This window comes from Microcoleus sp. F10-B2, from assembly GCF_036704965.1.
Lineage (GTDB): Bacteria > Cyanobacteriota > Cyanobacteriia > Cyanobacteriales > Microcoleaceae > Microcoleus.
In genome coordinates, this window is the sequence record NZ_JAUBTB010000073.1 from 22,283 (window position 1) to 35,765 (window position 13,483).

The window sequence follows — 13,483 nt, forward strand, 5'->3', positions numbered from 1 at the left end:
ATAACTTTATTTTTTTGTAGCATATAGATGGGTGTGTCTTAATGTTAATACAAAAAAATAAGGTTTTTCCAACTGACGCACCTTACTATTTTTGCATACAAACCAATTTAATTTTCTGTTCTTTTAATCGGAATCTCGATTATAAATTCAGTGCCTTTCCCCACCACAGAGAAACACTTGATTTCACCTTTATGTTTTTCGACAATAATTGAATGGGAAATCGCCAAACCCATCCCCGTCCCCGAGCCGATCGGTTTTGTAGTATAGAACGGGTCAAAGATCCGCTGCTTGACTCGATCGGTCATGCCTGCACCGTTATCAGCAATTCTAATCACAGCGAGAGTACCTTCTACCTCTGTACGAATGCGGATAATTCCTGGATTTGCGAGCGGTTGTTGTAAAACGTCAATAGCGTTAGCGATAATATTCATAAACACCTGATTCAACAGTCCGGCGTAGCACTCCACCAGTGGCAATTGTCCGTATTCTTTAACGAGTTGAATTGCGGGGCGACGGTACTCAGTACCCCCTACGCTAACGGGCTGAACTTTCAGACGGTGTTCTAAAATCATCAATGTGCTGTCGATGCCTTCATGAATATTAACCTTTTTCATGTCAGATTCATCAAGGCGAGAAAAATTCCGCAAACTCCTCACGATATCGCGGATGCGAGTAGCTCCCACCTGCATAGAAGACAGCATTTTCGGCAAGTCGTCTAGCAAGAAATCCATTTCTAACACCTCTATTGCCTGCTGAAGTTCGGGAGAAGGATGCGGGTATTCATCTCGATACATTTGCACCAGTTTCATCAGGTTTCTGGTGTATTCTTCTGTGTAGGTAAGATTGCCGAAAATAAAGCTGACCGGGTTATTGATTTCGTGGGCGATTCCTGCTACCATCTGACCGAGACTCGACATTTTTTCTGCCTGCACGAGCTGAGTTTGAGCTTGCTGGAGTTCGCACAGAGTTACTTCGAGTTTGGCAGCTTGTTCTTGTGCTATCCGAGCTGAATCGACGCTTTTAGTGTAAAGTTCCGCTTGATTAATGGCGATCGCCAATTGGTTGCCCACTGCGACTAACAGTTCCACTTCTGCATCGCTCCAACACCGCACGCTGCTAGAATCGCTACAGCAAATTACCCCTATTTTACCAGCGGATGTTTGAAGGGGAATGTCCAGGAGAGAGTTGAATCCTACATTCCTGAAAAATTCCCGCTCTGCTGGATCGGTAAGAGTCTGGCAATCATCAACCCGAATTATTTCCAAATTGGCAATCCGCTCGGCATGAGAACCAGTCACACCAGCAGGAACCAAACCCAAAAGCGAAGGCAAATCGTCATTTTTCGCCTCGTATTCCACGGCCCAAACAGGCGGCGAGGCGTCTGGCCAATACCAAATAAACTGACAGCGATCGAGTTGCAGCAAGTCGCGAATCTGCTGCACAGTTGTTGCCAAAATAGTATCTAAATCCAGAGATTCGCGGATATTGCTAGCTAGCTGGTTCAGCAGCGCTTCCTGCTCTGCTAATTTGCGGAATCTCGCTTCCGACTTTTGCAACTGTCTTTGAGCTTCTTTTTGTTTGGTAACGTCCAAACCTAAACCGATTAAGCCGATAGTGCTGCCGTTAGCATCTTTTACCTTAGCTTTAATTACCTCTAAATGGTGATTGTTACCGTCAGCAAACTGCATTATTTCATCAGCATAAAAAGGAATATCTTGACTCAAAACTTGCACGTCCGATGCCATGCACTTAGCAAATGCTTCCCCTCCCAAAATTTCTGAAGAATGAGAAGCTGCCAAAAATCTTTCTTCAGGAACGTTCACAGATTCGCAAAAAGTTTTGTTAACCAACAGCATCTTGCCTTTAGTGTCAGTCAGCCACACCCAAATAGGAGCGTTATCAATAATTGCCCTCAAAGTTTGCTTTTGTGTGTCGAGAGCTTCTTCTGTTTGTTTGCGCTTAATTCCCAGGGCGATGGCATCGGCACTTGAGGAAAAAGCAACCAGCGTTGCTTCATTCAACTCCTCGCGAGCAAACATCGCGATTACTCCCAGCAACTGATTGTCAACAATTAGCGGATATCCAGCAAAAGCCACCATTCCTTCTCGTTTCGTCCATTCTTTGTCGTGGATTCGGGGATCTTCTTGTACAGAATTAGTGATGTGAGGTTTTCGCTCCAGGGCGATTAAACCAATTTTGAACTCACCGACAGCAATGCGGCTGTGAGCGCCGTCAATGTGAGTATATATCCCCGCACTTGCTTGCAGTTCTAATAAAGTTCCCTCTTCATTCAGCGTCCAAATCCGAACAAACGCAGCATCCAAATGGCGCACAACTGCTTCGCTGCAATATTGCAAAGTTGCAAGCAAAGTCTGGTTTTGAGTTAGAGCAATTCCCACATCTGCTGTGAATAAAGAAAGTTTCAATTGTTCTGCTAAAGCTTGTTCAGCTATTTTGCGCTCTGTAATGTCCGTTGCAGCACCGAGGCGCTGCTGAATTTTTCCCTCCTCTGTTCTGCTAAATACAATATTCCTGCTGACTAACCAGTGCCAACAGCCACTTTTGTCGCGCACCCGATATTCGTACTCAACAACCTCGCCGTCGGGAGCATTTTCTAATTGCTGAAAATATTCGGGAAATTTAGCTAAGTCGTCAGGGTGGATGATGGTAGGTAACAGACTGCTGCCCATTTTTTGAACTTCTTCGGCGGTATAGCCGAGAGTATCACTGATTTCGCGGTTGCTGTAGACATTTCGCTGCTCGGTTTCGTCGTAAACAAAGAGAAGGTTCGGACTGGTATTGGCAATTCGCTCCACAAAACGCTGGCTGGCTAGAAGTGCGACTTCTGCTTGTTTGTAATCGGTAATGTCGCGGCCGACACTATAGATCAATTCTTCCTCGTAGAAACGGGTAGCAGTCCAGGCTATCCACTTGTAAGAACCGTTGCGACAGCGCCAGCGGTTTTCAAACCCAACGGTATTATTCCCCGCAGCAATACTTTCAGCTTCTTTTAAAGTAATTTCGCGATCGTCTGGATGCACGAATTCAATGAAGAGTTGGCCAACCATTTCTCCTGGGGAATAGCCGAGTATGTTTTCTCCTGCTGGGTTGATGCGTTTTACATAACCGTCAAAACCAATGACGCACAGCAAATCTAGCGAGAGGCTAAAAAAGCGATCGCCCCCGTCGGGATTGCTGGATGGGCTGTGGTTTTGGGCTGCGACAGCAGAAGCTTTTGAGCGCGCCGATACCGCCAAAAACACAATATTTGCTATTGCCAAAAATCCCAGGGCGAGTTGGCGATGGTAGAAACGATCGCCGCTGCCAGCTACGAGCCATCCGTTTAACACCAGGAGTACAATTATCAAAATTGAGAATAAACTGCCAGGGGCGATCGTCGCTAGGCTGATTTTTTTTTCATACTGCTTGCTGCCTTCTGCCTTTTCTATTCTGGTGACTGCTGCCGTGAATTTTCTCAACAACAGTTGCAGTAAGTTCAATAATTTAGTGTTTTTGGATTCTTCGATACGAACAGAATACTTCATTTTTTTACTGTTGATTCCGTTTTACTTGTGGTGACTCAAAATTACTATAAAAATGTTTAAATATTGTCAAACTTTGCTAGCTTGCGAAATCTAGCATTTTAAAATTTGCGTAGATTTACGCAAGCTGGCTAGAGAATTAAGTGTATTTACGGAATTAGCGAGCAATCTCTTGTTAGCTGAGGTGTGCATTTTTTACTTTTTCCGACTCAGAGAGAGAGCTTATCTATAATACTACGCTACATATTGCTGTTAGTCATTGGACTTTTTGCCTAATCTAGCTAATTGGACGCAGAACCTAATTATGCAGGCTGCGGATGAAGCTGCTTACCGCGTTATAGTGGCGTATTATAGCACTTTTTGCGTCCAGGAATGACCGCGTTTGATGTATGAAAATACTGCGTGAACCACCCTGGGTGTGGGTTGAACAACCAGGAATATTAGTCAAGTTCAAGCAGGTTGAAATTGACCATAAATAAATTATGAATTTAAAATAAATATAAACTGCTGATTTGTGAAGATCAAATGAAAAAAATATTTGTAGCAGTTTTTCGTTGCACGAGATATTCGCGCGTAATCGCTAATTAGTAATTGGTAATTGGTAACGGGCAATTGGTAATTGATACCAGTTTAAAACACAGTTGATCTCAAAAGTGTTTCGATTCATCTGCCAGCGATGGGGGCCAAGCAGCTTGGCGACCTAGTTGCTGTTGCCGAATTCGCTCTAAGTTCCCCGCAGGAATAGAAGCTATAAGTTGTCGCGTGTAAGCTTGCTGCGGTTGGCGGTAAATGCGCTCGGCAGTGCCAATTTCTTCGATTTTACCTTTGTTCATGACGATCGCGCGATCGCTCATAAACTTGACCACGCTCAAATCGTGAGAAATAAAAATATAAGTCAGTCCAAACTCTGTTTGCAACTCCTTCAGCAAATTTAAAACTTGCGCCTGCACCGACACATCTAACGCCGAAACCGACTCGTCGCAAATAATAAACTTAGGATTCAAAGCCAAAGCTCTAGCAATACAAATTCGCTGCCGCTGTCCCCCCGAAAACTCGTGAGGGTAGCGCCGCATAAAATCTGGATTTAAACCCACTCTCTCCAACAAATAAGCCGCGCGATCGCGCTGTTCTTTCTGGTTCTTACCAAAGCGGTGAATCACCATCGGTTCCATCACCGCATCCCCAACACTTAGGCGCGGATCGAGAGAACTAAAAGGGTCTTGAAAAATAATTTGCAGATCGCGCCGCAGCCACCGCAATTTGCGATCGTACTCTTTTTGCATCCGATAGTTAGCCATCCACTGCGATGCCGCACTACTTTTCGGAGGAGGCGTAATTTCTTGACCTTCAAAAAACACTTTACCGCTGGCGATCGGAATTAATTGCAGCAAAGCCCTCGCCAAAGTTGATTTGCCGCAGCCAGACTCGCCCACCAAACCCAAAGTCTCGCCCGGGTAAACCTCAAAAGAAATATCGTTGACTGCCATAAACAAGCGTTTAGTTTCGCCAAACATTCCCTGCACCGGAAAACCGACTCGCAAGTTATTAACAGCTAGCAAAGGCTCGGAAATATTCGGCAGCCGAGGCGGTTTTCCTGTTGCAAAAGCGGGATTTCCCCCGCTGCTGTCGCCGTCTAAATCGGCATTTTTCTCGACAATTACTAATTCGCCGCTAGCATTTGTGGTGACATCCATAAAATCGGAAACTGTCGGCAAGCGGCGCAGTTGCCTATCGAGAGTTGGGCGGCAAGCTAACAGACCTTTTGTGTAAGGATGTTGGGGATTGCTGAAAATTTGTTCGAGCGCACCGCACTCAACAATCTTGCCTCGGTACATCACCGCCACCGTATCGCCAATTTCCGCAATGACGCCCAAATCGTGGGTAATAAAAATCATTGCCATGCCTCTAGAGTCCCGCAATTCGCGCAGCAAAGCTAAGATAGTTGCCTGCACGGTTACGTCCAAAGCCGTGGTCGGTTCGTCAGCAATTAATAAAGTTGGATTGCAAGAAATGGCCATTGCAATCATCACCCGCTGGATTTGACCGCCTGAGAGTTCGTGGGGGTAGCGATCGAGCATAGCTTGTTTTTGGCCGTTGACGAGCTGCATCAAATCGAGGTCGTCTTCCCCAACTGTTGGATTCGCAGCGGTCGGGGAATGCTCTTGCCGCAAAGCCAAACACCGCTGCCTGAGCTCATCGTCGGCCGGTAGCAGCTTTACCTCTTGCAGCACAGAAGCAGCTTGGCGCCGCGCTTCTGTCTGCGACACCTTTTGGTGCAAACAAATAGCTTCTGTGAGTTGAAATCCGATCGTATAAACGGGATTTAGCGAACTCATCGGCTCTTGAAAAATCGTCGCAATCTGGCTGCCCCGGTATGTTTGTTTTTCCCGGTCCGGGATTTCCAGCAGATTCACAGGCCCCTTGCTACCACCGTCTTTTATCGGAGAAAACCAAATTTCGCCCTCGATTTTCGTTGACGAACTCGACAGCAAACCCATAACAGCCAGGGATGTTACCGATTTTCCCGACCCCGACTCTCCCACGATTCCGAGAGTTTGCCCTCGCTGGACCTCAAACGAAATGCCGTCAACAGCTTTGACTGTTGCAGACGCATCGCCTGCGTCCGCAGATTGAAATTCAACCCGCAGGTTGCGAACTTCTAGGACGGTTTCACTCATGGAGGTCTATGGCAGTTAAATGGAGATTAAGTGGATTGTAGCAGGGCTTGTTGAAGGCAGAAGGCACTGGCAAAATTTTAAGTTGTAAGTTGTGAATTTTAAAGTTTAAATTCTTTAAATTAAAACTCACAACTCAAAACTCAGAACTACTGGAGTGCCTTTTGCCTGCGCATCATTTTCCTCAAAAACCGATGACTTGAGTGTCGGCAGGCAGTGCAGTGGCCTCGGAGACCTTTTTAAACACGGTTGCCTGTTCGTTTAAGGCATTAGGTCTGGCCTGTCCGGGATTGGTGCCTTGCAACTGAAGCCGCATTTGACCTTCGGGAGTCAATTCAAAAACAGTCTCAACGGTTTCTGTGCTGCTGAGGCCGACATCAAGGTGCATCGGTTTTTCACCGAGATTAACTTTGTACCTCATTTCTTTGGCGCGGGCGGCTCCGTCGGGGCCTTTAGCCATGAGAAACAATTTGCCTTCTGGGGCAAAGACGAAGGTGAAAGACTCACCGGAGGGGACTGTGCCTTGCCATTGACCTAGGAGTTGCGTGTCGATGTTGCTGGCTGCCGGGGCGGCAGCTTCAGCAATTGTTGGTGCTGCTGCGGATGCCGGGCCGAGTGAGGCGTTGAAGCTAATTACGATGCCCAAGCAAAGGCTACCTGCGATCGCTTTACCAATCATTTTTGAATTAGACATGAGACCGATCTAAAAATTGGTTATTTGTTTTGTACACTGTAGCGGTAAAACCGTACATTGTTTAGTTTAAATCTCTTTTAAGGATAGATATAGGTTATAGGTTGAGGTTTAAACCTACAATGGAGTTGTCATCCCCGGACTAAAGCTTCTCCTGAGCTTGTTGAAGGGTCATTCGATTTTAGATTTTAGATTTTAGATTTTGGATTGACTTGCGCGAGATAAATTCGGGGGCTTGAGGATTTTAGATTTTAGATGCTTTCGATTGATTCCACGGATCGAGACGGGGGCTTGTACCACCTTTGAAATTCTTGGTCACGGGGCTTTCAGTTTTTTTTATTGTAAAATCCAATACAAATCTGATTTTAGCTGCACAGTTCGCTGTGGTGAGTTGATTGTTCTTAATTCCAAACACCTAACTGACTATTGCCTTCGATCGCACCCCCAGATAGTTTGGCAAATCGATGGCATTAATAGTCTTTCATTAATTGTTTTCAGGATCGCGTTCGACTTGTTCTGTCGGAGATTCCGGCGCTGGTTCCTGTGGATTTTGCGATCGTTTCGTTCGCTCCAATGCCTCTGCGTAAGACCAAGCCAAGCTCACAAGAAAAGCTTTCGCCATACCGTCCAAATCTTTTGAATCCTCGCTTTCCGGCGGTTCAGCTTTTTGGTTGCCGTCGTTCGTCATGTTTTTGTTTTCTCCCGGGCAGGTTTTTCTAACGACTTGTTGCAGTGTGCGATCGATACCCAAAAATTATGATTTTGCTTGCACCCGCACCCTACTTATCTTTGAGGGTATGACCTTGCTCATCACAGATAATATCATAAATACACTGATTCGACGATCGCATCAGAAGGAAACCTTTACTTCGCTCGTGGCCCGCAAAACGGACTCTTGCTGGAAAGTGCGTTTGTAAGTTTCGATAATTTCATTAATAGCTTGATTTTTTTCTGGGCTACTTTCATAAATTATAATAACTATTTTAGAGTTTTCTCGAATCAGAATTCCCGAGCTGTTGAGAAACTGCCCCGAACCTTCTAATACAGTTAGCCCTTCCCAAAAGCGAGGGGTAATAACTGACTTGACAAACTCCTGCCATTCTGCTTCCGAAATTGTCTCGCCTCCCGGTTTAGTTAAGCCAAAAAATAGTTCATCTTTGAGGAGATTTGTTTGTTTGGCATTAGTATCGGAAGTTTCGGGAAGCTGAGCGCGGGCAATTGTCGCGGGACAAACAGGCAGGACGAACAGCAGGCCGGTCAAGCAAAGACTGTTAAGATGTTTATTCATCAGGAATTACGCAAAACTTCTATATTTATAGTGCGCCCTAGGGCGTGTTTTCACACTAAAACACAACAGAGTGCAGGCGGGAGCATCTCACTTTTGCAGTTAAGCTAGAAATTGGAGTTTTAAGGCAGGAGGCCCGAGGCTGCGAGGAAAGAGGAAGAAGGAAGGAGCCAGAAGAAGGAAGGAGCCAGAAGAAGTGTTTTTACAAATATGAGATGCTCCCGTGCAGGCGATCGCGATCGTGGCTGTATAATTTGCAGCCAGCTTCTGATATCGGGTAGTCATCCGACTTGCATTGCTGGAGTCGATCGCACGTTCAACTTTTTTAGTCCTGGACGCAGGATGGTTTAGAAAGCGGGTTTTTTTACCAAAAGGCGCGTTGTAGACCGCACCCAACGTAAAAAACCCGATTTCTCAGCCCAGATGCGTAAGTCTCGATTAACTTAAAATCTTTGTACCGAGGTAGCTGAATCTTAATTTCCCCAGATGTTTAATGTTCTGCCTGGGAGCATTTCATATTTGTAAAAACACTTTTTCTGACTCCTGCCTTCTGCCTTCTGCCCCGCAGCAAGAGAGCCTCTTTCCTTCTGCTTCCTGCCTCCTGTCTCAAAACTCCAATTTATAGCTGGGCTGCTTTCATTGAGATGCTCCCGTTCTGCCTTACCCTATTGGATGAAGCAATTGCTCAATTGTCTGTACTAACATTTCAGGCTCAACAGGCTTGGGAAGATGCTTTTGAAATCCCGCTGCTAGTGCTTGCTGTCGATCGCTCTCACCTGCAAATGCTGTCAGAGCGATCGCGGGAATCTGTCCTCCCTGGTCTCTAGATAGCTGTCTGATTTGACAAATCAACTTATAGCCATCGATTTGTGGCATCCCAATATCAGCAATCAAAACATCTGGCTTAAATTTAGTGAGTTGTTGCAGCACATCGGTTGCTGAAGATACAGAGATCACGGTGGCTCCCGCTTGCTCCAAGATAAATTGAACTAATTCTAAATTGTCTAGTTCGTCATCGACTGCCAGAATACATAATCTAGCCAAGGGTGAAGTGTGAGCATTGAGCGATAGATTTTCCTTGCGGTCACTGTTTGCCTCATTGCTTCTGACTAATAAGGGAAGTGTGACGGTAAAAGTTGCTCCCTGTCCTTCTCCAAAACTTTCGGCTTTGACAGTTCCACCATGTAGCTCAACGATATGACGCACGATCGCCAATCCCAGCCCTAACCCACCAAATGTTCTCGTAATACTGCTGTCGGCTTGCCGAAATGTGTCAAAGACATAAGGAATAAATTCTGGCTTAATTCCTTTCCCTGTATCCCTGACTTGAATTTGAGCACAGGAATCAATCGTTTTTACCTCAACTTCAACTCGACCTCCTCTAGGGGTGAACTTAATGGCATTGGTGAGCAAATTCCAGACAACTTGTTGCAATCGGGTAGCATCTCCTAACACGTGGCTGACATTGGGTTCTAGCTGGGTTTCAATTTGAATATTCTTCGCTTCGGCGGCTAAACTAACTGTTTCGATCGCAGCTTTAAGAGTTGTTTTCAAATTAACTGGAGTAGAGTTCAAACTCAGCTTGCCTTGCAGAATCCGAGAAATATCCAGCAAGTCCTCAATCAGTTGAACTTGCAACTCGGCGTTGCGTTCAATCGTTTCCAGAGCTACCGCCGTCTTGCTGGAATCGAGAGTTCCTCTTCGCAGCAGTCGAGTCCAACCCAGAATCGGATTCAACGGAGTTCGCAATTCGTGGGACAAGACAGCTAAGAACTCATCTTTAATTCGGTTAGCTGCTTCTGCTTGTGCCCTTGCTTGCCGTTCTGACTCGTAGAGCCTTGCTCGGTCGATCGCCTGCGCCGACATCTGTGCCAGTGCCAAAACGAAAGCCCGATCGCTCTCACAAAGCTGGGGAACGGCCGAAAAGCTGAGCGAGAGTCCACCAACGGCTTGTCCTTCAATCAACAACGGCACTGAAATCCAGGCTTCTGAACCAACCTTGGCATAAGCTTGGGCTAAATCAGGATAACGGGCAATTCGGTTTTCCATGGTTTCGAGCCAAACAGGTTGCCCAGTTCGCACGGCTTCTGCCAGAGGATAGGGTGCATCAATCGAAAAACTGCGCAGAAATTCTCCTACGTGCTCATAGCCGATCGCTTGAATAATCTCCAGTTCGCTTGCATCCCGGTTTAATACCGCAACCAAACCACAACTCCCTCCCAGTGCGGACATTCCCTGTTCAATAATCACCTGAGCCACTTGAGCCGAGGTTAGCGATTCAGACAAAGCTGTCATCACCGCCAGGAGTCTAGCCGTCCGCTTCGCAGCGAGTTCGGCGGCTAATTGCGCTTGTTGTGTTTCATTATAGAGACGAGCGTTATCAATGGCGATCGCTGCTCGCTGAGCCAAATCTTCAGCCAGGGCAATGTCTTCCAGGCGATAGCGGCGATCGGATTCAGCAAACACCAACGTAATGCTGCCCAACACGCGCCCGCGTGCCTTTAGCGGTGCAATAATGCAGGACTTTAACCCAACTCCACGCAAGATTTCCAGGTATTCACCATTGGGCACTGCGGCAACTAACTGTTCATCTGCAATCTCTATTGCAATTTCAACCTGTCCTGTTTGCATGACTTTAGCAATGCCATACCCATCATCGAGATGTCTGGGAAAGCGTCGATCCAACTCCCAGCCAAACTTTACTTTTTCGGGATCTGAATGAGCCACCGCAACACGACCAATTGTGCGATCGTCATTCAGCAGATCGACACTGCACCAATCTGCAAAATAAGGAACTGCCAGCTTTGCAACGCTTTGGAGAGTTTGTTCGTACTCTAGCGAAGAGGAAAGGACAGCACTCACTTGAGCTAAAAATGCTGATTTTTGTTGAGAATTCTCTGCTACACCACGGGCTGCCTGTTCTTGAACAAGCTGTACTCGTTCGTCTTCGGTTTGCTTGCGTTCAGTAATGTCGCTGAAAGCAGCAATGATATTGATAATTTGCCCCTGTGCGTCAAACAAAGGGGAAGCATTGATCGACAGAATCGTGCGATTTCCATCGAGATGGCTAATGGCGTGTTCTATACCATAAACAGGCTCACCTGTTTGCATCACCCGCGCAAACGGCAGTTCATTTTCTGGGAAAGGATGACCGTCCACGGTTGTAATGAACCAGGATGGATCGTTATAGTCTCGCTCCACAATGTCGCTGCGAGTCAATCTTAAAATCCTCTCTGCTGCCCTATTTGCCGCAATAATCTGTCCGGTAGAATCTAGAATGGTGATGCCATCAGGAATAGTTTGGAAGATGCTCGATAATTGCGCTTCACTCTCGCGCAGAGCAGTTTCTGCCTGCTGGCGTTGTGTAATGTCGTGCATCACGACAACTGCACCCTGTTTTTCGCCGTTTGCTGCAATAATCGCCTGTCCAGTGGCTAACAGCAATCGCGCAGTTCCCTGCTGCGGAACAATCATCATTTCCACATCACGAACGTTGTGTCCTTGCAATGCCTGGAACAGGGGAATATCCTCTGTATTCATGCGTGTTTTGCCGTCGGGCAAATACAAGCCATAATATTCTGCCCATCGATCGGGTGGAACTGGCTGCTGAGGTAATCCATGAAAATCTTTAGCTGCTTGGTTAAATACAGTCAATATGCCATCGGCATCGCAAGCGACAATACCAGCTTGAACGTTGTTGAGGATTGCCTTCAAAAAGTCTTGTTCTTTCTCAAGAGTGGCTTCTACCTGCTGCGAATTGGCGATTTCGGCTTGTAATTGTAGATCTGCTTGAAATGTTTCACTCGTGTCTTGGAAGTAAATAAGTAAGCCATCTTCACTCTTGATGCAACGAATTCTCAACCACTTGTTGAGTGAGGGGTAGTGGTCTTCAAACTCGATTGCCGTTGACGTTGCGATCGCTTGATGACAATATTTATATAGCTCAGAGGTAAGATCGACAGAAAATACAGTCCATATATTTTTGCCGGTGAGGTGTTGCCGCTTCCTGTTTAAAAGCTGCTCTGCTTTATGGTTTACATAGGTGCATTTCCAATCTGAATTAATAGAAATGAAGGCCTCAGCCATGTGATCTACTATCACCGCAAATCGTGCTTCGAGTGCTTCGCAGTCCGTACATAGCTCTTGACGAAAATTTACAGTAAGCTCTTCTCGATGATTCAAGGAGTTTGTACCTTCTACATTCATTGCGGTTAGTCCTGCCTATTTACCTATTCTGCCAGTTATTGGTAGGGATCAAAATGTACGTGGCTGACGCAGATCTCCCCTAAATTCGAGTTTAAAATGGGGACTTTGAGTGTTCTCCCCTTTTTAACCTATGCGTTACCCACATCTTTCTTAACAATCTTGAAAGCCTGAGGCAAAAATACTTTCAAAATTCATTTTTCCACCCGCCTTGACCATTAGAAACTTGGGTTTGTCGATAAAAAGTTAAGTTTATTGAGAACTCGTGTCGAGGAATGGGGTTTGATAGCGCAAGAGCGATCGCTTTCCAAATGTTAATCAAGATGTTTATAAAGCATAGCTTAAAAACGAGGCTAGGGCGTGTTTTCTTGCCTCGTTGTATCTTAGATTGGGGCAAACTCCGGCATGGAATCTTGAGGAACACGTGGAGACTTAAGTACCGAACAGTGGGAAAAGTTAAAACCGCTACTTCTCCGCTCAAACCCCGAACAGGTAAATCCACTCACGATCGCCGACAGGTTGTTAATGGCAGGAAAGTGGATACTCAGAACCGGGGCTCCCTGGCAAGACCTGCGGCGAACCTTATGAAAGGGGGAAAGTGTGACCGCAAGGTTTTTGCGGTGGCAAAAAGCCGATATTGGGAAGCAAGTCTTAGAACCGATACAAGCACAAGCCGACAAACAAGAAAAATTAGACAGTCGGGTTGATTGCGTCGATCGCAGCGTAATTCGTACACGCTAACACGCAGCTATGGTGGAAAAAAAGGGGCGAAGTAGAGGAGAAACTAGGTCGTTCTCGTGGTGGTTTTAGTACCAAAATACAGATCGGTTCTCGGGGTAAAGGTAAACCCATAACTTTTGTGCTCGGCTCCGGGCAAGGTAACGAGTCAATTTTTTTACAACAATTGATGGAACTCTTGAGTAGTCAGCGCGATCGGGTGCGGGTCGTCCGCGTCTACATTCTTAGGGATGAGAATTAAATAAAATCCACTTTTCATGACTGTTGTGGGATGGGGAGCATCTCAATGAAAGCAGTTAAGCTAGAAATTGGAGTTTTAAGGCTCTCTTGCTGCGGGGCAGGAGGAAAG

8 protein-coding genes are annotated in these 13,483 nt (G+C 46.1%); 1 reads left to right on the top strand and 7 read right to left on the bottom strand.

What is annotated here, in order from left to right; translation table 11 throughout:
• Positions 1-107: 107 nt before the first annotated feature.
• The 7 genes from QUA99_RS24070 to QUA99_RS24100 form a co-directional block, all read right to left on the bottom strand.
• Entirely contained in the window at positions 108-3,545 is a 3,438-nt protein-coding gene (locus QUA99_RS24070; RefSeq protein WP_333241488.1) for a PAS domain S-box protein, read from the bottom strand.
• A gap of 644 nt (positions 3,546-4,189) precedes the next feature.
• On the bottom strand, positions 4,190-6,220 hold the full coding sequence (locus QUA99_RS24075) for an ABC transporter ATP-binding protein (RefSeq protein ID WP_333241490.1): 2,031 nt from the start codon (positions 6,218-6,220) through the stop codon (positions 4,190-4,192).
• Positions 6,221-6,401: 181 nt separating this feature from the next.
• Entirely contained in the window at positions 6,402-6,911 is a 510-nt protein-coding gene (locus QUA99_RS24080) for a hypothetical protein (RefSeq protein WP_333241492.1), read from the bottom strand.
• A gap of 481 nt (positions 6,912-7,392) precedes the next feature.
• Entirely contained in the window at positions 7,393-7,596 is a 204-nt protein-coding gene (locus QUA99_RS24085; RefSeq protein WP_333241494.1) for a hypothetical protein, read from the bottom strand.
• Positions 7,597-7,758: 162 nt separating this feature from the next.
• Entirely contained in the window at positions 7,759-8,196 is a 438-nt protein-coding gene (locus QUA99_RS24090) for a DUF3574 domain-containing protein (protein WP_333241496.1), read from the bottom strand.
• 99 nt (positions 8,197-8,295) lie between these two features.
• Entirely contained in the window at positions 8,296-8,478 is a 183-nt protein-coding gene (locus QUA99_RS24095) for a hypothetical protein (RefSeq protein ID WP_333241498.1), read from the bottom strand.
• 375 nt (positions 8,479-8,853) lie between these two features.
• Positions 8,854-12,399 carry a PAS domain S-box protein gene (locus tag QUA99_RS24100; protein ID WP_333241500.1) on the bottom strand — a complete coding sequence of 1,182 codons (3,546 nt, stop codon included), beginning with the start codon at positions 12,397-12,399 and terminating at the stop codon, positions 8,854-8,856.
• A 597-nt stretch (positions 12,400-12,996) separates the two neighbouring features.
• Here QUA99_RS24100 and QUA99_RS24105 point away from each other — a divergent pair.
• Positions 12,997-13,137: a hypothetical protein gene (locus tag QUA99_RS24105; protein WP_333241502.1), complete on the top strand. Its 141-nt coding sequence runs from the start codon at positions 12,997-12,999 to the stop codon at positions 13,135-13,137.
• Positions 13,138-13,483 lie beyond the last annotated feature (346 nt).